This window comes from Salinimicrobium tongyeongense, from assembly GCF_026109735.1.
Lineage (GTDB): Bacteria > Bacteroidota > Bacteroidia > Flavobacteriales > Flavobacteriaceae > Salinimicrobium > Salinimicrobium tongyeongense.
This window is the reverse complement of the sequence record NZ_CP069620.1, coordinates 2,732,034-2,750,913: the sequence shown is the minus strand read 5'-3', so window position 1 is coordinate 2,750,913 and position 18,880 is coordinate 2,732,034. Positions and strand designations below refer to the sequence as shown.

The following is an 18,880-nucleotide window of genomic DNA, read 5'->3' as shown; positions in this document are numbered from 1 at the left end:
AAGCGATGAAAAATTCAAATTCACAAAATCTGAAATTAGGAATCTTCGTGATCGTGGGAATTGTAATTTTCGTTACTGCGGTCTATTTTATAGGAAACCGGCAAAACCTGTTTGGAGACAACAGCCTGATAGTTTCAGTATTTAAAGACGTTAACGGGCTGCAACGCGGCAATAATGTGCGGTTTGCAGGGGTTAATGTGGGGACGGTGCAAAGCATTAGTATAGTGAACGACACCAGTATTGCAGTAACCATGAGGATTGACCAGCGAACTATGGATTTAATTCAGAAGAATTCCCTGGCCACAATAAGTTCTGACGGGCTGGTAGGCAGCATGATCGTCAACCTACTGCCGGGAGAAAAAGCTGGTTTGGCACCCGCCCCAGTGACCTCTGGAGATACCATTAAATCTATTAGTAAGATTGCCACCGCCGATATGCTCACCACCCTTAATACCACCAATGAGAACGCGGCCCTGCTCACTGCAGATTTACTGAAGATCACTAACAGCATCAATAAAGGAGAAGGCACCCTGGGGGCTTTGATCAAAGATGAAGACATGGCGGTAAATTTCAAGGAGAGCATTAAAGACCTGCGACAGGCCACCGGCGAAATTACAGGCATGGTTAACAACCTCAATAAAATGACTGCCCAGATCAACTTTGAAAAAAGTGTTGCCGGGGTTTTGCTTAGCGATACCACGGCAGCAAGGCAAATTGAAGGTATAATTTCCAATCTTGAAGTATCTGCCCTTGAAATTGGTGTGATGACATCAAACCTGCAACAGGTTTCTTACGATCTCAAAAATGGTGAAGGCAGCCTGGATTATTTATTAAACGATCCCGGTGCCGTAGAAAAACTGGATGCCACGCTGCAAAACATAGAAGAAGCTACCAAAAAGTTTGACGAGAACATGAAAGCCTTGCAGCACAATATTCTCTTTAGAGGCTACTTTAAAAGACAGGCGAGGTTGAAGGCCGAAGAAGGAACAAGCAAAGAGGAATAGAAAAAGGCTGTCTTAAAAGCTCATTTTTCGTCATTTTTAACCTGGATAATTCAGGTTTGGCCGAAATATTCAGGATAACGAAGCTTTCAGGACAGCCTTTACCTTTTGACTGATTAGAATCTGACTTACTTCCTATTCTACGATAAATTTTCCGCGCATTTGAACGTAATGCCCGGGAAAGCTACAGATAAAATCATAAGTTCCTGCCTCAGAAACCGTAAATTCAATGGTGGTTTCCTCGCCGCCGCCTATCATTTCAGTTTTGGCGATCACCGCATCTGTACCTTCAGGAATGTATTCGTTAGCTGTGGCGGTTGCTGCCTTTTGGGCAAAATCTACCACATCTGTGCCCTGTTTAAGCAGCACAAAATTGTGGCCCATGGCATTTTCGGGCAATTCGCCAACGTGGGTAAGGGTAAGACGCACCTTTTCCCCAGCCTTTACCCTAATCTCGTTAAGGTTGTACTGCATTAAGTCGTTCCCGGTAAGGTTCACCTGAACTACCCCGTCCTGCCGCTGTATGGCTTCCCCATTCTGGCCAGTATTGGTGGCTGTATCTTCTGTGGTTTCAACTGTCTTAAGGCTACCTTCTTCCCCAATGGTGACAGTCTCCTGTTCTTTCTTTTCATTTCCACAGCTCATTAGAACTGCAGCTAAAAAAACTGCAAAAAATCTGCTTAAGTTTTTCATGTTTTTGGTTTTAAATTATAGTTCTTTAGTTTTTTGAACTTCACTCAAAGGTAAAGAATTATAGCAGGTTTTCTTAAAATCTGAAGTTAAGGAAAGTATAAAGCTCTTTACGTTTTTAAAGGATATGCGTCATCTTCCAGCGCTTTAAATCGGGCAGCATTTTGATGGTTTGCTGGGCTTCTTCAATAGTGAGGCCGTCGTGATGCCGTGCCATGTCCAGCAGTTTTTTTTCCATGTCCTGTATGGTGAGATGATGGTCTGTAAATTTTCCATCCTGAAAACAGGTGGAACAGTAGTCACTGTTCCTGCTAAGGTCTTTATTGGTGCCCCTCATTTTCCTGGAAAAGGGGAGCCCGCAGCTTTGACAGATATATGACTCCATAACACACCTTGTTAATTTTCAGCACCCTAACCCGCGTTGCAGAAAGGACTGATCTAAAGATAAAAAGCCAGCACAAAAAAAAAGGCTTTCAGGTCTTAAATATTTCCTAAATATGGTTTTCTGCCGTATCTTTATTTCACAATTTTAATTCGCTGATAATGAGAGTTGTTTTTTTATAACTTCTGAATATATCAGTTTAAATATCAAGCTCATGGAGAACTCAGTCCTCCTTATTGAAGATGATCTTGTTCTCGCAGAAAACACCCGGGAATTACTCGAACTTTCCGGTTACCGGACTTTCCTTGCCCATGAAGGCAAAACCGGACTAAAAAAGGCATACAAGGAATTACCTGACATTATTATTTCAGATATCATGATGCCCGAACTCGACGGGTACGAGGTCTACACTGCACTTCAACAAAATCGCCACACCAGAAATATCCCGTTCATCTTTCTTTCAGCAAAGTCAAATCCGGCCGATGTGCGCCGGGGAATGAACCTGGGAGCCGATGATTATATCACCAAACCCTTTAGCGAAGAAGACCTCATTTTGACCATTGAAAAGCGTTTGGCCAAACGTGCACAGCTGCAGGGAGAAAAGAGCCCAGGCCGCAAGAACCAGCTGCACCTCGAAGAATTTAAGGAATATGTGCGCACCTATGGCGAACAGCTTGAAGCCGACAAGAATGAAGAGATCTTTATGGAAAACCGTATGGCCTGCAGTGTCTACCTTCTTGAACACGGGCTTGTTAAAACCTTTAGGCTTGATGAGTACGGGAAAGAACTCATTACAGCCATCCCTCAAAAAGGGGATTTTTTGGGCTTCTATAGCTATAAAAACTCCACCCACTACCCCGAAAGTGCCCTGGCTTTGGAAAAAAGCATTTTGTACCGGCTTTCTCATGACGAGTTTGTACAAATGCTGGAGCAAAACCGGGATTTAATGCTGGAGTTTGCTGAAGAAATTACCCACAGCCTCGATGTACTTAGAACTCACCTGCTCGAAATGGCCTATGGCTCGGTCCTTAAAAAAACAGCCAGTACGCTCCTGGAATTTGCTGAAAAAATTTCCGGGAACAATACACCTGTCTTGAAGGTTTCCCGAAGTGATATGGCAAGCGTTGCCGGAATTTCTACGGAAAGTTTCATTAGAAGCCTTTCCTGCCTGAAGAAAGACGGGGTAATTGATATTATTGGCCGCGATATAAAGATCCTGGAATTGGAAAAATTAAGAGAAATACATTAGGATTTTTCGCACGACTTTCTTTTTGCAACATGACATTTGTCATTCTCTTAGGCTATAATGTGAGGTAAATTAGAAATAAAAATTACTAACATTAAATTCTAAGGTTATGTCATTAGTAACAACCAAAAAGCGCAGGACTCCGGTGTTGAGTAATGCCTTTATGAGCGATCCTTTCTTTTCAGACTTCTTTGACCGCCGCGGATTTATGAAAAATTTCCTGAATTCAAACGGAGACAGCGAAGTTAGCCCTGCTATGAACATTAAGGAAAAAGAGAAAGTATTTGAAGTTGAGCTGGCCGCACCCGGCCTCAAAAAAGAGGATTTCAACATCACTCTTGACAACGGACTTCTCACTATTTCTGCCGAAAGAGAAGATAAAAAAGAAGAGGAAAAAGAAGGTTTTGTGACCAGGGAATTCAGTTATAACTCCTTCTCACGATCTGTAAGTATCCCAGAATCTATTGATGAAGACAAAGATGTTTCAGCCCAATATGAAGACGGGGTCCTAAAACTAAAATTACATAAGAAAGAAGGCATGGAAGCTAAGAAACCAAAAACCATTAAAGTTTCCTGACCTTAAAGAAGAGACTGCCCTGCGATTCAAAACGATTTTCTTAAAGTAGCAGGCGGGAAGTAAAATGAGAATGAACATTTGAAATTCACCCGCTGCATTACGGGCAGTCTCTTCTCCTGCATGATCGCTGTCATACTTTTATACTGAAACTTTCTCTAACTTTAATAAAAATGCCAAACCATGAGAAAGATTATTGTTCCCACAGATTTTTCAGAAAATGCCTTTAACGCACTGAAATATTCCGCAGAACTCTTTAAGTATGAGCGAAGTGAATTTTATGTGCTTCATGCCTATGCCGATGAAGTTTACAGTTTTGACGGAGTGATTACCCCCACTCTTCTCGAGGAATACAAACAGAGCGTTAAAGATAAAAGCGACAGGAAACTTACAGGGATTCTGGAGCGCATAAGGGGAATATACGCGAACCCAAAACACACATTTCATGCAGTTTCGGCATTTGGGTTGTTAATAGATGAAGTAAATGACCTGGCGGAAAGAGAAAACGCCGACCTCATCATCACTTCTACCCGCGGGCTTACCAATGACAGGCAGCTCACTTTTGGAAGCAACACCCTTCAGATCATAAAATATGTGCAATGCCCGGTATTGAGCATTCCCGAAAATTACAAATTTTCAGACCCAAAAAGAATTTTGTTCCCTACCAATTACCTGCTGCCTTACCAGCGCAGAGAATTGAAACTGGTGGGTGGAATTGCCCGCTCTTTTTGTTCAGAGATCCACATGTTGTATGCTTCGAGAATTTCAGAAATTACCCTGAGACAGGAGGATGTAAAAGAGGGAATACTGGAACATTTGTACGATGTGAATGTGCAACAACATCGTGAAGAAGAACTCGAAAAGACCGAAGCCATCAAAAAATGGATAGACGAACTCCACATTGACCTACTCGTGCTGGTCAATTCCCGTCACAGCTACCTTGAAAATATACTTTACAGTTCCACAATAGATAAAATAGGACTGCATCCAAAAATACCATTTTTGGTACTTCAGAATTTTAGCCGTTCATAAATATTTTAAACCTGTTCCCATGAAAAGAATCCTGCTGCCCACCGACTTTTCCGAAAATGCATATAATGCCGCCAAATATGCAGTACAGCTGTTTAGCAGTGAAGAATGTACTTTTTACCTGCTCAACACCTACACCCCGGTGCTTTATGACAATGAATACCTTGTGTACAACTCCAATCACCCTACACTTACGGAGATTTACCAGGACAAATCAAAAAAAGGGCTTGACAGGGTGCTAAGGCGAATTAAACGGAACTTTAAAAATGAAAATCATCATTTTGAAAAGATCTCTTCATTTAATCTGCTGAATGATGAGATGAAAGAAGTAGTTGCCGAAAAAGAAATAGACCTTATTGTAATGGGTACAAAAGGAGCTACAGGTGCCGAAGAAATTCTCTTTGGCACGCATACGGTTCACGCCATAAAAAAAGCCCGCTGCCCTTTACTGGCCATTCCCTCACATTATGAATACAAGGCCCCAAAAGGGGTACTTTTTCCAACAGATTATGAGGGGGAGATCCCCGGGCTGCTGGGAATCATGAAAGACCTGGCTTCTGTTCATTCCTCCACCATCCATATTCTCCATGTTTATTTTGGTGTAGATCTTTCCTCCAGCCAGGCCAGCAGGAAAAAAGCCTTATCAACAGCCTTTAAAGACATTGCCCATCACTTTTACAGCATTACCGGCAAAAGTGTTACCCGCGCCATTTACGATTTTCAGGAAGAGAATGAAATAGACATGCTGTGCATGGTGAACAACAAACATTCTTTCTTCGAGAATTTGCTGTTTACACCTGTGGTCAACGAAATAGGTTTTAACGTGAAAGTGCCATTTTTGGTAATTCCTTCAAAAAAAAGAAAGTAAAATGAAAACCGTACTCTTGCCCACAGATTTTTCGGCTAACGCACAAAATGCCTGTAGGTATGCGGTTGATATGTACAGGGATCAAAAAGCACATTTTATTTTGCTGCACGCCTTTAAGGTGTTTGATTATTACGAAGACAGTCATTTAACTGCCAAACCCGGCAATGCGGTGATAGTTCGTACCCGGGAGGAGGTTCAGAAAAAACTGGAAAAAGCCAGGGCAGGCCTTGAAAGCATTAAAGGCAGCGCACATAGCTTTCAAATATGCCTCCACAACCTTCTCATCCCCGATGCGATCAAAAAAGAACTTCGGAAGAGAAACACCGATGTGGTTGTGATAGGCAGCCAGGGGCATACGCAAGACAAAGAGGTGATGTATGGCAGCAACTCCCTGAACATTATTGAAGAAGTTGAAAATTGCCCTGTACTAAGCGTACCTGCAAATGTAGATTTTAAAGTGCCCAATGAGATCGTGCTGGCCAACAGCTTTAAAACAGGCCTTACTCCCGATGATCTGGATTTCCTCATTTCTTTGGTAAAGCAGTTTAAAGCGGCCTTGCGAATATTACATATCGCAGAAGAAGGCGGCCTCAACAAAACCCAGCACCAAAACCGGCAGCAGCTGGGAGATTATCTTGAAGATGTAAAGCACTCATTCCACTTTCTGGAATATTTGAGTGTGCCCTTAGGGATCTATTCTTTTACAGAAAGCCGCGGTAGTGGCATGATCGCTTTTGTGAACAAGAAACACAGTTTTTTGGAAAACCTGCTCCTAAACCCGGTCTACAAGAACCTGGCCCATTTTTCAAAGGTTCCGGTATTGGTACTACATCAGCCGGGAAAGGTTTAAAAAACAAAATATGAAGATCGTCACAGCTTCAGGAGAGAGCTCCGAGTTCTCGGAATCAAAAGTAGCCTCCTCGCTTAGACGGGCCGGCGCGCAGGAGCATGTGATCTCAGATATTCTTCACCACCTGAAGGCACACCTCCACCCCAACATTTCGACTAAAGAAATCTACAAGACCGCTTTCAACCTTTTACGCCAGCAGGACGGGCTTACCGCTTCAAGGTATAAGCTAAAAAAGGCCATCTACGAGCTTGGCCCCACAGGTTTTCCTTTTGAAAAATTTATTGGAGCACTGTTTGAAAATAGCGGTTTTAAGGTAAAAGTGGGGCAGACGCTCCAGGGAACCTGTGTAAGCCACGAAGTTGATGTTATTGCTGAAACTGCAGGTGTGAAGATGTTCATGGAATGTAAATTTCACAGTGAACAGGGCAAAAAATGTGATGTAAAGATCCCTCTTTATATCCACTCCAGGTTTACTGACCTTGAAAGCTTTCAGCTGAAGAGTAAAAATAAAGACGATGTCCGCCATGAGGGATGGGTCATAACCAACACGAGATTCACAAAAGATGCAGTTACATACGGCCAGTGTGTAGGGTTAAAGCTCTTAGGCTGGGATTTCCCAAAAGGACAAGGCTTAAAGGAAAGAATAGATAGATTGGGCTTGTACCCCATAAGCGTGTCCACCTTGTTAACTGCCAGGGAAAAACAGTTTTTGCTTAGCAGGGACAACGTGTTGTGCCGACAATTATTAAAAGATGATTTTCTTTTAGACCAGCTGGAAATAAGTAAGAACAGGAAACACAAGATCCTGAAGGAAATGCGGGATTTAATTGCTCCTGCCAATAAACGATGAAAAACTTAGTCAATATCCACTTTTTAGGTGCTGCAGGCACGGTAACAGGATCAAAATTCCTCCTGGAGACTCCCTGGATGAACATCCTGGTTGACTGCGGGTTATTTCAGGGGCTTAAGGAGTTGAGGGAATTCAACTGGAAAGCTTTTCCCTTTCCTCCCGAAAAAATCGATCTTATCCTGCTCACCCACGGGCATTTAGATCATACCGGTTACCTGCCAAAGCTCGTGAAAGAAGGTTTCAAAAATGACATTTTAGGCACCTCTCCTACCCTCGCTATCGCTGAAATAATTCTAACCGACAGTGCCAGGATACAGGAGGAAGACGCCCGGCGTGCCAATGAAGAACATTACTCTGTACATCAACCTGCCCTACCTCTTTATGATGAGAAGGATGTTGAACAAACCATCAGGTTGTTCAAATCTGTAAGAACAGAAGAATGGATAGATATTTCAGAAAAGGTGAAGCTAAGGTTTAGACGAAATGCTCATATCCTGGGAGCTACCTTCATTGAATTAAACCTCAACGGAAAGATCTTTGTCTTTTCAGGAGATATAGGAAGAAAAGACGATCTACTTCTGGAAGCGCCATTACAGCCCCAGTATGCAGATTATCTATTCCTTGAAAGCACCTATGGCGACAGGTTGCACCCTCAGGAAGACGCAGACAGTATCTTGGCCTCAGCCATCAACAATACCATCAGCAGGAGGGGAACACTTATTATTCCGGGTTTTGCCGTGGAGCGCCTGCAAACCCTGATGTATAAAATCTACAGCGGTTACCAGAAAAATAAGATTCCGAGAATACCTGTATATATTGACAGTCCCATGGGCAATGAGGTATTTAAGGTCTTTAGCAGGTATATGTCGTGGCACAAATTAAATACTGAAGATTTCAAGAAGATGAAGAAATTCTTCAGGATCATTACCAGTTATAAAGATACCTGGAAGACCATTGAAGACCCTCAGCCCAAAGTTGTGATTGCCGGAAGCGGGATGGTGACAGGCGGAAGGGTACTCACCTATTTAAGATTTTACCTGGAAAAACCTGAAACCACCGTGCTTTTGGTCGGCTTTCAGGCAGAAGGCACCAAAGGCAGGCAACTGCAGGAAGGTGTGCCCGATGTAAAGATCTTCGGAAAATACTACCAGGTGAAAGCAGAAATAAAGACCATTAACAGCCTCTCTGCCCATGCTGACCAGGCCGGGTTACTGGAATGGCTGAGTGAATTGCAAGCTGACCCCATAAGGATATTCCTGGTTCACGGGGAGAAAAAAGCCGCAGATGTACTACGCGTAAAAATAAAAGACCAGGACGCCTGGCATGCAGAGATCCCGCATCTTGGGGAAACCATAAGCCTGGCTGTTTAAATGAAAAAATCCGCAGCTCTCGCCACGGATTCTCATTAGACATTCTTCAATGCCGGGTTCTATAGAATCAAATTATTCTACAGAAGTAGTATCTGTAATGTCTTCTACTACGTCACCGCCAGTGCTGGTAGTATCAACAATTTCTTCGCTCTCAACAGCCTCAACCTCAACTTGGGTCTCAGGAGTTTCGATCACTTCTACTGCACCTTCTTCAGTGGTTTCAGTAGCTGTTTCTTTACAAGAAGTAAAAGAGAATACTAATGCGATAGCAGCAAAAGTCAAAAAGGATTTTTTCATTTTAAATGAATTATTAATTGTTTGAGGCGCCAAATGTATACTATTTTTTGACACTCAAAACATCCCGATGAAAAAATATTTTAGTTAAAATTTTAGGTGTTTTTTCCTTGAATCCGGGAGCCAGTAATTTCTTCAGCATATTTTTTTAATCTGATATATGTCATCTTGACAAAGGGATTTTATGCTTACCTTAATAACTTAAATACAGCAGATTATGAACCGGAACACCTCCAGAAATTTTTCTGCCAACGAAAAAGAGATAGCACGCCTGTTAAAGGAAAACAGCAGGTGGAAAGAAAGGCTCGCATTCTTTAAAGAGGAAATTAATTTCCTGAACCTGTATCTAAGTGCAGACATCTTTCAGAAAAATATACTCAACCTCTACGAACGGCTGCAGTTGTTCTATGATGAGTTGCAAAATTTTAAACTTGAATGCCTCGATCTCACCACCCGGGTGCATAACCATCGTTATGATATTGAAGGAATACTCGAGTGTGAAGATATAAGTTGCGAAGTCTTCTACCACGAAGAACATTTAAAACTCAAAGAAAGCGTTCTGAATTTCGCCAGGAAATTCAGGAAATTTAAGTTGGAAGTTTATTCTTACACCGGCCGGTTGCTAAGGCGTACCAGTAAAGAGCATTAACAGTCTAAATCTTTTTGCCATGGAAAATAAGGCACATAACTACAGGTACATTGAGTGGAAAACACCCGATGAAATGCATTTCTCCTCCTTGCAGTGGAAATCTGAACTTAACTTCATTAAAGACGAACACCGGTTTTTTGAAGATATGCTAAAAGAATACACCCTGCCCATTATCGAATCCCAGCTTTTTTCCCGCATAAAAGAGCTTATTGAGCAGTTAGACCTTTCCAGAAAAGACCTGAAACTTCTGGAAAAACGCGTTGCCGATCACATCAAGAAACTTCGGGAATTGCTTGAAAACACCAACGAACAAAGAGAGGGCCACGTATACCGGCAAGAACACAAAGAAATTCTCAACGACGTTACCCATTATTCCCGCCAGTACAAGCGGTTAAAAAGGGATATTTTTCAAACCGTGGGCAGGGCCCTAAAACAGCAAAAACAAAAAAGGCTTCTCGCCTAACTTTTTTCAAAAACAATTTTTAATGCAAACACGTCTGCACCACAAACCGGGTGTAGACTTTCCTTTAAATACAGGCAGGGTAAGTTGACACAGCTGCTTCAGGATCCCTTCGGAAGTTGAAAAAGGCCCTGCTGAAAATACATAAGCCAGTTTGATTCCCTAAAAGTTATTTTTATCGTCTTATCCTGAAGTAATATTTTCAGCAAAAGATATATGCTGAAGGATTTTCCTTCCGAAGAAAACAATTTTATGCCCAAGTTCAGGCTGAGGTGTCAAAAAGGCCAGATTTGGGAGATATTTTTGGAATTAGCCAGAAGCTTTGACCAGGAGCTGTAAATGTGCTTCAGAAAAGCTATTTTTGAGGCTTCTATGGGAAACATAAAAGATATACGTACCGTTACTGTTTGCCGTTACATCGCACCGCTACGGGAAGGCGGCTCCCTCCCTGCACTGGCCGAGGCAGATGACGATTTTAAATACGTCCTGAAGTTTCGGGGCGCAGGCCACGGAGTGAAAGCCCTTATTTCCGAATTTTTGGGAGGGGAAATAGCCAGGGCCATTGGGTTAAAGGTTCCCGAGCTGGTTTTCGCCAATCTCGATGAAGCCTTTGGCCGTACCGAAGGCGATGAAGAAATCCAGGACCTGCTTCAGGGGAGCCAGGGCCTGAACCTTGCGCTGCACTTCCTTTCGGGTGCCATAAATTTTGACCCTGCCGTTACTACCGTAGATGAAGCCACCGCTTCTAAAATCGTATGGCTGGATGCCTTTATCACCAACGTAGACCGCAGCTTCAGGAACACCAATATGCTTATCTGGCACCGGGAACTCTGGCTTATTGATCACGGCGCCTCTTTTTATTTTCACCATTCCTGGAGCAATCTCGAGAAGCATGCGCTAAGCCCTTTCAGCTTAATTAAAGATCACGTCCTGCTTCCGCAGGCCACCCGGCTTTGGGAAGCCGACAGGAGTATAAAACTGCTGCTGAACAGGGAAAAAATCAGGGAAATTGTGGAAGGTTTACCACAAGACTGGTTAGAATGGAGAGACACTGAGCTTACTGCGGAAGAACTGCGGGATGCCTACATTAAATTTCTGGAGATTCGCCTTCAAAATTCAGAAACATTTATAAAAGAAGCAGAAAATGCCAGACAAGCACTTATATGAATATGCCACTTTGCGAGTAGTACCACGGGTAGAACGCGAAGAATTTCTCAATGTGGGCGTGGTGGTTTTTTGCAAAGAAGAGAAGTACCTGCAGGTGAGGTATAAGCTGGACAGCGCAAAGTTGCTCAGCCTGTGCCAGGATCTCGACCTGGAACAGCTGGAAAAGAACCTGCAATCGTTCAAACTCATATGTGAAGGCGCGAAAAATGGCGGCCCCATTGCACAAATGGATATTCCTTCCAGGTTTAGATGGCTCACCGCGGTGCGCAGTTCGGTAATACAGACTTCAAGGCCACACCCGGGCCTGTGTACCGATTTAGACCTTACGCTGCAGCGCCTCTTCTCTGAACTTGTGCTCTAACTTTTATAAAAAATAAGGTGCCAAAAATGGCATTATTCGCTGCCTTTTTTCACCCATTTTCCCAGAGTCATGGTGCGCTTTACCTGGTGGGCAACAGCTTTCTTCACTTTATCTCCCATCGCTTCTTTCCCTGCCGTTATACTCACCCCGTAAGGATTTCCGCCGGCATTGAAAATTGCTTCATCGGTATAGCCCGGTGCGGCAACAATAGCACCCCAGTGGAACATGGTTTTGTACAGAGAAAGTAAGGTTGATTCCTGCCCGCCATGCACGTTGCTTGCACTGGTCATTCCGCTCACCACTTTATTGGCCAGTTTTCCGTTAAACCACAATCCGCCGGTGGTGTCCAGGAACTGCTTAAACTGGGATGGAAGGTTGCCATAACGGGTGGGGGCACTAAAAATATAACAATCGGCCCACTCAAGGTCATCCATCGAAGCTTCCTGTACCTCTTTTGTGGCTTCCACATGTTTTTTCCAGTCTTCATTGGCCTCAATAGCTTCTTTGGGAGCCAGCTCCTTAACTTTTCGAAGCCTAACTTCGGCACCCTGGTCTTTTGCGGTTTCTGCTGCCCATTTTGCCAGCTGGTAATTTGTTCCGGTAGAACTGTAATAGATCACGGCTACTTTAATATCTTCCATAGTATTCAAAAATTTTATAATTATTAAATCACTTCGGAAGAAGATAAGTTTAAAATTGTGGTTTTTATACTAAACAAATTATAAAAATGAAAAAAGGAGGTATAAAAAAATCCCCTTTTTGAAGGGGATTTTTAAAGATATGTATTTCAGAAATTATTTTTCCATCGTGGCTGCAACCCCGGCTGATAATCTTTTGTAAGTTCCGTTTTCAAGGCGTTCCCTAATCGCAGAGAAGGCGTTCAAGGTCTCTTCCACATCTTCGAGCGTATGGGCCGCTGTAGGAATTAACCTTAGCAGGATAAGACCCTTCGGAATTACCGGGTACACTACAATTGAACAGAAGATCCCGTAATTCTCCCTAAGGTCGTTCACCAAAGCCATTGCTTCGGGAATACTTCCCTGAAGATACACAGGAGTTACACAACTTTGAGTGGTTCCTATATCGAAGCCTCGGGATTTTAATCCGTTTTGAAGCGCGTTTACGTTCTCCCAAAGTTTTTCTTTAAGCTCGGGTTTGGTCTTGAGCATCTCGAGACGCTTAAGGGCACCAATAACCAGCTGCATTTGCAGGGACTTGGCGAACATTTGGGAACGAAGGTTATACTTCAGGTAATCTATGATCTCACGATCGGCTGCTATGAAAGCACCAGTACTGGCAAGGGACTTGGCAAAAGTGGCAAAATATACATCAATTCCATCCTGCACTCCCTGCTCCTCACCTGCTCCTGCTCCTGTTTTACCAAGAGTACCAAAGCCGTGTGCATCATCAACAAGCAGCCTGAAGTTGTATTTTTCTTTTAACGCCACTATTTCCTTAAGTTTCCCCTGTTCTCCCCTCATTCCGAAGACCCCTTCAGAAATAACCAGTATCCCGCCTCCGGTTTGCTCGGTGATCTTCTCGGCACGCTGCAGGTTCTTCTCAATGCTCTCCATGTCGTTGTGCTTATAGGTAAAGCGCTGGCCAAGGTGCAGGCGAACCCCATCTATAATACAGGCGTGAGCATCAACATCATAAACAATAACGTCTTTTTTAGACACAAGGGCATCAATGGTAGAAACCATTCCCTGGTATCCAAAGTTAAGCAGGTAGGCAGCTTCTTTGTTCACAAAAGCAGCAAGTTCATCCTGCAGCTTTTCGTGTAGAGAGGTGTGACCACTCATCATTCTTGCCCCCATGGGATACGCAGAACCCCATTCGGCAGCCGCCTCGGCGTCTACCTTTCTCACTTCGGGATGGTTTGCCAGCCCCAGGTAATCGTTCACACTCCAGGTTATCACATCTTTACCCTGGAATTTCATCCTGTTGGAAATAGGCCCTTCCAGTTTTGGAAATACAAAGTAACCTTCGGCTACTTCACTCCACTTTCCTAAAGGCCCTTTATCCTTATATATTTTATTAAATAAATCTGCCATTTTGTGTATTTTTCACTTCTGCAAAAGTAACAAATAAATAGCAACTTCAGAATTTGAGTTGGTCAAATGCACTGAAAAACATGCACGTTACAACGCTAATTCTTCGGCAGCACCTGCTGCTTCTGCCATTATTTAAAAATAAGAGAGAATTTGTTTATAATACAGAACTGCTTTGAACTGTACTTATTTTATGAATTCGATTTGATTTTCAGCTTTTTCATTTTTGCTGTCAAAGAAGCCCTGTTCGTTCATCCAGTCATCGCTGTAGACCTTGCTCATATAACGCGAACCGTGATCGGGGAAAATGATCACCACTTTACTGTCTTCGTTAAATTCTCCTTCTTCGGCAAGCTGGCGGGTTCCCTGTAAGGCTGCCCCACTGGTGTACCCCACAAAAAGACCTTCGGTGCGGGCGAGTTCGCGGGCCGTGTGGGCACTGTCTTCATCGCTCACTTTTACGAATTTATCTATACTTTCAAAATCTGTAGCTGTAGGGATAAGGTTCTTACCCAATCCTTCAATGCGGTACGGATAGATTTCTGCGGTGTCAAATTCTTTGGTCTCGTGATATTTCTTAAGCACCGAGCCATAAGCATCGATCCCCAAAATCCTGATGTTCGGGTTCTTTTCTTTAAGGAACCTGGCAGTCCCGGAAATTGTTCCGCCGGTGCCACTGCAGGCCACAAGATGGGTGATCTTGCCTTCGGTTTGTTTCCAGATCTCAGGGCCGGTGGTAAGGTAGTGAGCTTCAATGTTGAGTTCGTTGAAATACTGGTTGATATAGACCGAACCTTTTATCTCATCGTGCATTCTCTTAGCTACTTGGTAATAAGACCTGGGGTCATCGGCAGTTACGTTCGCGGGGCAAACATATACCTTGGCCCCCATTGAGCGCAGCATATCTATCTTATCTTTGGAAGATTTGGAACTCACCGCCAGGATGCATTCATAGCCTTTAATCACACTAACCATGGCAATACTAAAGCCGGTATTTCCTGAAGTAGTCTCAATAATAGTATCTCCCGGTTTTAGGATTCCTTTTTTTTCGGCTTCTTCTATAATGTGGAGTGCTATCCTGTCCTTGGTGGAGTGGCCCGGATTAAAGGCTTCTACTTTTGCAAAAAAGTCACCTTTAAGTTCCTGGGTAACGCGATTTAAGTGAATAAGAGGGGTATTACCTACTAATTGTAATACATTATCGAAAACCTGTAAATCTTCTCTCATAAATTGAAGTTATTTACAATAATCGTGTTTAGAAATTGCATCCCAAAAACGATCACAAACGTCGCAAATTTAAGTCAAATATTTTAATTATTGGTCGATTCCCTCTAAATCCAGAAGAAAAGCGTATTCTTCAGCGACTTCCCACAGGGCTTCAAATCGGCCTGATGCTCCTCCATGCCCGGCTTCCATGTTGGTGTGAAAAAGCAGCTTATTGGAGTCGGTTTTTAATTCCCTCAATTTCGCCACCCACTTTGCCGGTTCCCAATACTGCACTTGTGAATCGTGCAGGCCGGTGGTGACCAGCATATTCGGGTAATCTTGCGGCCTAACATTGTCGTAAGGCGAATAAGATTTCATATAAAAATAGTAGTCGGCCTCATTAGGGTTGCCCCATTCGTCATATTCTCCGGTAGTAAGAGGAATGGTCTCATCGAGCATTGTGGTCACAACATCTACAAAAGGTACCGAGGCTATTATTCCTTTATAAAGCTGCGGAGCCATGTTGGCTATTGCTCCCATCAGCAAACCTCCTGCCGAACCTCCGCTGGCGTACATATGTTCTGCCGAAGTGTAGTTCTCCTCAATAAGGTGCCTGGTACAGTCAATAAAATCGGTAAAAGTATTTTTCTTTTTGAGCAGCTTTCCATCTTCATACCACTGCCTCCCCAGATACTCGCCTCCCCTAACATGCGATATCACAAAGATGAAACCCCTGTCTAACAGGCTAAGGCGCACATTTGAAAAGTAAGGGTCAATAGTAGAACCGTAGGAACCATAAGCATACTGCAGCACCGGATTTTTCCCGTCTCTCTTTAACTCCTTCCGGTGTACCAGCGTCATCGGGATCTTAGTACCGTCCTGGGCGGTGGCCCAAATCCTGTCGGAAACATAATTCTCTTTCTGAAATTTCCCTCCCAGCACTTCAAGTTCCTTCTTTACGTCCTTTTCCCGGGTGCGCATATTAAAATCTACTACCTGGGTAGGTGTGGTGAGGGAATTGTATGTGTACCTCAAAATTTCAGTGTCAAAATCGGGGTTGGTACCTGTAAAAGCGGTGTAGGTCTCATTGTCAAAAGGAAGGAAGTAGGAATCTGTTCCATCCCATCGGCGAATGTGGATCTTGTTGAGCCCTTCGCTCCTTTCGCTCACCACTAAATAGTCTCTGAACAGGTCTATATCTTCAAGCAATACATGCTCACGGTGCGGGATTACTTCTTCCCAATTTTCCATTCCAGGCTTGTGCACGGGGGCTTTCATGAGCTTAAAATTAATGGCCCCGTCTTTATTGGTAAGTATATAAAAGCAATCGCGGTAATGGGCTATTCCATATTCCACGCCCCTAATCCTGGGCTGCACAATATGAATTTCACCATCGGGATCATCGGCGGCAATAAATCTGTATTCTGAAGTAAGGGTACTGTCAGACCCTATAATAATGTACCGCTGAGATTTAGACTTATAAACGTAAGTGTGAAATGTTTCATCTTCTTCAAAGAAAACCAGCTCGTCATCTTTGGCTTTTGTTCCCAGCCTGTGCTTGAATATCTTATTGCTGCGCAGCGTCTCCTCGTCTTTACGGGCGTAAAAGAGCGTTCGGTTATCGTTTGCCCAGGTAGCGCCGCCGGTGGTGTTCTTGATCTTTTCGGGGTATACCTCTCCCGTCTCCAGGTTTTTGACGTAAAGAGTGTATTTTCTTCGGCTTACGGTATCTACAGCATAAGAGATGAGCTTGTTGTTGGGGCTCACGCTCAATCCGCTCAGCCTGTAATAATCGTGCCCTTTGGCCATCTCATTTACGTCAAAAAGGATTTCTTCGGGCGCATCGAGGGTTTCCTTTTTCCGGGAGTAAATAGGATAATCCTTACCTTTTTCAAAGCGGGTAATATACCAGTAACCATTCAGCTTATAAGGCACAGAAGAATCATCTTCCTTAATTCTTTTTTTCACCTCCTGAAAAAGATCTTCCTGCAGCTGTTTGGTATGAGCCGTCATCCGTTCATTATAATCATTTTCACGCGTGAGGTAATCAAGCACTTCAGGGTTTTCGCGCTCTCGCAGCCAGAAGTAATCATCTATACGAACATCTCCGTGTTTTTCAAGTTTTACGGGCAGCTTCTTCGCCCGCGGAGCCTTAATTTCTTGAGCAGCCACTTTCATCTTTCCATTTTAATTTTACCGGCTGCAAAGTTAAGCTTTCTAATAAAGAAAACTTAAAACTGTGTCTATTAGTTCTCTTATTAGACTTTTTAGGTAATTTTGTATTAACAGAAAAAAAGAAATTATGTTTGGAGATATGATGGGCATGATGAACAAAATCAAAGAGACCCAGAAAAAAGTTGAAGAAACCAAAGAAAGGCTTAAGAGCGTGTTGCTGGATGAACAATCGGCCGACGGACTTTTAAAAGTCACCATTACAGCGAGCCGCGAGATCAAAAACATTGAAATTGCCGACGAACTTCTCGAAGACAAAGAGCAGCTTGAAGATTACCTGGTGCTTACCATTAACAAAGCTGTTGCCCGTGCAACCGAAGTCAATGAAGCCGAACTTGCCGCTGTTGCCAAAGAAGGAATGCCCGATATCCCCGGAATGAACGATATGCTGGGCAAATAGATATGAATTTTTAGATTTGAGATAGTAGACGGGAGATTTTAGATTTAAGATAAACTTTAATTCTACCGTCTCCGCTACAGTCTAACGACTAAAAAAAATACCCGTCAAAAATGTCATTTTTGACGGGTATTTTTTTACAGCTTTATCTTATCCAGCACTTTCAAAAATCTCTGGTGCTTTTCTTCGGAATAATCGTGGTGAGTTACTATCCTTAGCTTGCCCTGCCCCATATTGCTTATCCTGATATGCTCCTGCTGAAGGGATTTCATAAAAGCTGCTTCATCTGAAGCATTTTTGAGATAAAAGATCACAATATTGGTTTCTACGGGCTCTACTTCACCAATATAAGTCTGGGCTTTCAGGGTTTTCCCAATTTCTGAAGCCCTTTTATGGTCTTCGGCAAGACGCTCCACCTGATTATCGAGGGCGTAAATCCCTGCGGCGGCCATAAAACCTACCTGCCGCATGCCGCCACCCAGTACCTTTCTCACGCGCATGGCATTTTTCATAAGCTCTTTCTTTCCTATAAGCACAGTGCCCATTGGCGTCCCCAAACCTTTAGAAAGACAAACCGAAATGGTATCAAAAATCTTCCCGTACTCCTTAGGGTCTTCATTTTTAGCTACCAGGGCGTTGAAGAGCCGGGCGCCGTCAAGGTGCAGGCCAAGATTGTGTTCATCGCACACCTTCCTTATTTTTTTGATCTCTTCAAAGTCATAACAGGCCCCGCCACCTTTATTCGTGGTATTCTCCAGGCAAACAAGTGTGGTAAGCGGACTGTGATAAAAGTCGGGCAGATTGATATTTTCGGCTACCTGGGCTGCAGTGATCATCCCACGCTCGCCGTCAATCAATTTACAGGAAACACCACTGTTAAAAGAAACCCCGCCGCCTTCATAATTATACACGTGAGCCCACTTGTCACAAATCAATTGCTCGGCCGGTTGGGTGTGCAGTTTTATGGCAGCCTGGTTGGCCATACTTCCGGTAGGAAAGAACAGGGCTTCATCCATACCAAACATATCGGCCAGTTTCCTCTCCAGCTTATTTACTGAAGGGTCTTCCTTATAAACATCATCTCCCACTTCGGCATTCATAATAGCCTGCATCATTCCTTCAGTAGGCCTGGTAACCGTATCACTTCTAAGATCTATTTCTTTCATCATAAAATATTAAACATTAGACCTTCAGAAATGATCC

Annotated in this window: 21 protein-coding genes; 13 read left to right on the top strand and 8 right to left on the bottom strand. The window is 43.4% G+C overall.

Going from position 1 to position 18,880, the window contains the following annotated elements; translation table 11 throughout:
* Window positions 1-5 precede the first annotated feature (5 nt).
* Window positions 6-1,004 (top strand): MlaD family protein, encoded by a 999-nt coding sequence (locus JRG66_RS12205; RefSeq protein ID WP_265163045.1) that lies wholly within the window; start codon window positions 6-8, stop codon window positions 1,002-1,004.
* A gap of 132 nt (window positions 1,005-1,136) precedes the next feature.
* On the opposite strand, the gene azu is transcribed toward JRG66_RS12205, so the two are convergent.
* Both azu and JRG66_RS12195 read right to left on the bottom strand, forming a co-directional pair.
* Entirely contained in the window at window positions 1,137-1,694 is a 558-nt protein-coding gene (gene azu / locus JRG66_RS12200; RefSeq protein WP_265163044.1) for an azurin, read from the bottom strand.
* 115 nt (window positions 1,695-1,809) lie between these two features.
* Window positions 1,810-2,076: a zinc ribbon domain-containing protein gene (locus JRG66_RS12195; RefSeq protein WP_265163043.1), complete on the bottom strand. Its 267-nt coding sequence runs from the start codon at window positions 2,074-2,076 to the stop codon at window positions 1,810-1,812.
* A 211-nt stretch (window positions 2,077-2,287) separates the two neighbouring features.
* Here JRG66_RS12195 and JRG66_RS12190 point away from each other — a divergent pair, with 211 nt between their 5' ends.
* From JRG66_RS12190 to JRG66_RS12160, 7 genes are all read left to right on the top strand, one after another.
* A complete protein-coding gene (locus JRG66_RS12190) occupies window positions 2,288-3,322 on the top strand; it encodes a response regulator (protein ID WP_265163042.1) in 1,035 nt (344 codons plus the stop codon).
* A 106-nt stretch (window positions 3,323-3,428) separates the two neighbouring features.
* The gene (locus JRG66_RS12185) at window positions 3,429-3,896 is read left to right on the top strand and encodes an Hsp20/alpha crystallin family protein (RefSeq protein WP_265163041.1); all 468 of its coding nucleotides are present in this window, start codon (window positions 3,429-3,431) and stop codon (window positions 3,894-3,896) included.
* A gap of 180 nt (window positions 3,897-4,076) precedes the next feature.
* Entirely contained in the window at window positions 4,077-4,925 is an 849-nt protein-coding gene (locus JRG66_RS12180; protein WP_265163040.1) for a universal stress protein, read from the top strand.
* Window positions 4,926-4,944: 19 nt separating this feature from the next.
* Window positions 4,945-5,790 carry a universal stress protein gene (locus tag JRG66_RS12175; protein ID WP_265163039.1) on the top strand — a complete coding sequence of 282 codons (846 nt, stop codon included), beginning with the start codon at window positions 4,945-4,947 and terminating at the stop codon, window positions 5,788-5,790.
* A 1-nt stretch (window position 5,791) separates the two neighbouring features.
* A complete protein-coding gene (locus JRG66_RS12170; RefSeq protein WP_265163038.1) occupies window positions 5,792-6,640 on the top strand; it encodes a universal stress protein in 849 nt (282 codons plus the stop codon).
* A gap of 10 nt (window positions 6,641-6,650) precedes the next feature.
* A complete protein-coding gene (locus JRG66_RS12165; protein ID WP_265163037.1) occupies window positions 6,651-7,490 on the top strand; it encodes a PDDEXK family nuclease in 840 nt (279 codons plus the stop codon).
* Complete coding sequence (locus tag JRG66_RS12160; RefSeq protein WP_265163036.1) at window positions 7,487-8,860, top strand: MBL fold metallo-hydrolase RNA specificity domain-containing protein; 1,374 nt, start codon at window positions 7,487-7,489, stop codon at window positions 8,858-8,860. The genes JRG66_RS12165 and JRG66_RS12160 overlap by 4 nt, the downstream gene beginning before the upstream one ends.
* A 72-nt stretch (window positions 8,861-8,932) precedes the next feature.
* On the opposite strand, the gene JRG66_RS12155 is transcribed toward JRG66_RS12160, so the two are convergent.
* Entirely contained in the window at window positions 8,933-9,190 is a 258-nt protein-coding gene (locus tag JRG66_RS12155) for a hypothetical protein (RefSeq protein ID WP_265163035.1), read from the bottom strand.
* Window positions 9,191-9,371: 181 nt separating this feature from the next.
* On the opposite strand from JRG66_RS12155, the gene JRG66_RS12150 reads away from it, so the two are divergent.
* From JRG66_RS12150 to JRG66_RS12135, 4 genes are all read left to right on the top strand, one after another.
* Window positions 9,372-9,803: a hypothetical protein gene (locus tag JRG66_RS12150; RefSeq protein ID WP_265163034.1), complete on the top strand. Its 432-nt coding sequence runs from the start codon at window positions 9,372-9,374 to the stop codon at window positions 9,801-9,803.
* Window positions 9,804-9,822: 19 nt separating this feature from the next.
* On the top strand, window positions 9,823-10,266 hold the full coding sequence (locus JRG66_RS12145; protein WP_265163033.1) for a hypothetical protein: 444 nt from the start codon (window positions 9,823-9,825) through the stop codon (window positions 10,264-10,266).
* 369 nt (window positions 10,267-10,635) lie between these two features.
* Window positions 10,636-11,430, top strand: coding sequence for a HipA family kinase (locus JRG66_RS12140; protein WP_265163032.1), 795 nt, complete (start codon window positions 10,636-10,638; stop codon window positions 11,428-11,430).
* Entirely contained in the window at window positions 11,408-11,791 is a 384-nt protein-coding gene (locus JRG66_RS12135) for a DUF3037 domain-containing protein (RefSeq protein ID WP_265163031.1), read from the top strand. The genes JRG66_RS12140 and JRG66_RS12135 overlap by 23 nt, the downstream gene beginning before the upstream one ends.
* 32 nt (window positions 11,792-11,823) lie before the next feature.
* Here JRG66_RS12135 and wrbA read toward each other — a convergent pair whose 3' ends face one another.
* From wrbA to JRG66_RS12115, 4 genes are all read right to left on the bottom strand, one after another.
* On the bottom strand, window positions 11,824-12,432 hold the full coding sequence (wrbA, locus tag JRG66_RS12130; protein ID WP_265163030.1) for an NAD(P)H:quinone oxidoreductase: 609 nt from the start codon (window positions 12,430-12,432) through the stop codon (window positions 11,824-11,826).
* Between the two features lie 153 nt (window positions 12,433-12,585).
* Entirely contained in the window at window positions 12,586-13,845 is a 1,260-nt protein-coding gene (gene capB / locus JRG66_RS12125; RefSeq protein WP_265163029.1) for a cysteate-C-fatty acyltransferase, read from the bottom strand.
* Between the two features lie 183 nt (window positions 13,846-14,028).
* Window positions 14,029-15,069 carry a cysteate synthase gene (gene capA / locus JRG66_RS12120; protein WP_265163028.1) on the bottom strand — a complete coding sequence of 347 codons (1,041 nt, stop codon included), beginning with the start codon at window positions 15,067-15,069 and terminating at the stop codon, window positions 14,029-14,031.
* Between the two features lie 87 nt (window positions 15,070-15,156).
* The gene (locus tag JRG66_RS12115) at window positions 15,157-17,226 is read right to left on the bottom strand and encodes a S9 family peptidase (protein ID WP_265163027.1); all 2,070 of its coding nucleotides are present in this window, start codon (window positions 17,224-17,226) and stop codon (window positions 15,157-15,159) included.
* Between the two features lie 124 nt (window positions 17,227-17,350).
* On the opposite strand from JRG66_RS12115, the gene JRG66_RS12110 reads away from it, so the two are divergent.
* Window positions 17,351-17,680, top strand: coding sequence for a YbaB/EbfC family nucleoid-associated protein (locus tag JRG66_RS12110; protein ID WP_265163026.1), 330 nt, complete (start codon window positions 17,351-17,353; stop codon window positions 17,678-17,680).
* 134 nt (window positions 17,681-17,814) lie between these two features.
* Here the strand turns inward: JRG66_RS12110 and JRG66_RS12105 are convergent, their stop codons facing one another.
* Window positions 17,815-18,843 (bottom strand): threonine aldolase family protein, encoded by a 1,029-nt coding sequence (locus JRG66_RS12105; protein WP_265165450.1) that lies wholly within the window; start codon window positions 18,841-18,843, stop codon window positions 17,815-17,817.
* Window positions 18,844-18,880 lie beyond the last annotated feature (37 nt).

Bases quoted from the DNA above. Each gene is read 5' to 3' on its own strand.
- azu (WP_265163044.1), bottom strand. From the start codon at position 1,694: ATGAAAAACTTAAGCAGATTTTTTGCAGTTTTTTTAGCTGCAGTTCTA.
- JRG66_RS12135 (WP_265163031.1), top strand. From the start codon at position 11,408: ATGCCAGACAAGCACTTATATGAATATGCCACTTTGCGAGTAGTACCA.
- JRG66_RS12150 (WP_265163034.1), top strand. From the start codon at position 9,372: ATGAACCGGAACACCTCCAGAAATTTTTCTGCCAACGAAAAAGAGATA.
- JRG66_RS12175 (WP_265163039.1), top strand. From the start codon at position 4,945: ATGAAAAGAATCCTGCTGCCCACCGACTTTTCCGAAAATGCATATAAT.
- capA (WP_265163028.1), bottom strand. From the start codon at position 15,069: ATGAGAGAAGATTTACAGGTTTTCGATAATGTATTACAATTAGTAGGT.
- wrbA (WP_265163030.1), bottom strand. From the start codon at position 12,432: ATGGAAGATATTAAAGTAGCCGTGATCTATTACAGTTCTACCGGAACA.
- JRG66_RS12140 (WP_265163032.1), top strand. From the start codon at position 10,636: ATGGGAAACATAAAAGATATACGTACCGTTACTGTTTGCCGTTACATC.
- JRG66_RS12170 (WP_265163038.1), top strand. From the start codon at position 5,792: ATGAAAACCGTACTCTTGCCCACAGATTTTTCGGCTAACGCACAAAAT.
- JRG66_RS12180 (WP_265163040.1), top strand. From the start codon at position 4,077: ATGAGAAAGATTATTGTTCCCACAGATTTTTCAGAAAATGCCTTTAAC.
- JRG66_RS12190 (WP_265163042.1), top strand. From the start codon at position 2,288: ATGGAGAACTCAGTCCTCCTTATTGAAGATGATCTTGTTCTCGCAGAA.
- JRG66_RS12160 (WP_265163036.1), top strand. From the start codon at position 7,487: ATGAAAAACTTAGTCAATATCCACTTTTTAGGTGCTGCAGGCACGGTA.
- JRG66_RS12165 (WP_265163037.1), top strand. From the start codon at position 6,651: ATGAAGATCGTCACAGCTTCAGGAGAGAGCTCCGAGTTCTCGGAATCA.
- JRG66_RS12145 (WP_265163033.1), top strand. From the start codon at position 9,823: ATGGAAAATAAGGCACATAACTACAGGTACATTGAGTGGAAAACACCC.
- JRG66_RS12115 (WP_265163027.1), bottom strand. From the start codon at position 17,226: ATGAAAGTGGCTGCTCAAGAAATTAAGGCTCCGCGGGCGAAGAAGCTG.
- JRG66_RS12110 (WP_265163026.1), top strand. From the start codon at position 17,351: ATGTTTGGAGATATGATGGGCATGATGAACAAAATCAAAGAGACCCAG.
- JRG66_RS12185 (WP_265163041.1), top strand. From the start codon at position 3,429: ATGTCATTAGTAACAACCAAAAAGCGCAGGACTCCGGTGTTGAGTAAT.
- capB (WP_265163029.1), bottom strand. From the start codon at position 13,845: ATGGCAGATTTATTTAATAAAATATATAAGGATAAAGGGCCTTTAGGA.
- JRG66_RS12105 (WP_265165450.1), bottom strand. From the start codon at position 18,843: ATGAAAGAAATAGATCTTAGAAGTGATACGGTTACCAGGCCTACTGAA.
- JRG66_RS12195 (WP_265163043.1), bottom strand. From the start codon at position 2,076: ATGGAGTCATATATCTGTCAAAGCTGCGGGCTCCCCTTTTCCAGGAAA.
- JRG66_RS12205 (WP_265163045.1), top strand. From the start codon at position 6: ATGAAAAATTCAAATTCACAAAATCTGAAATTAGGAATCTTCGTGATC.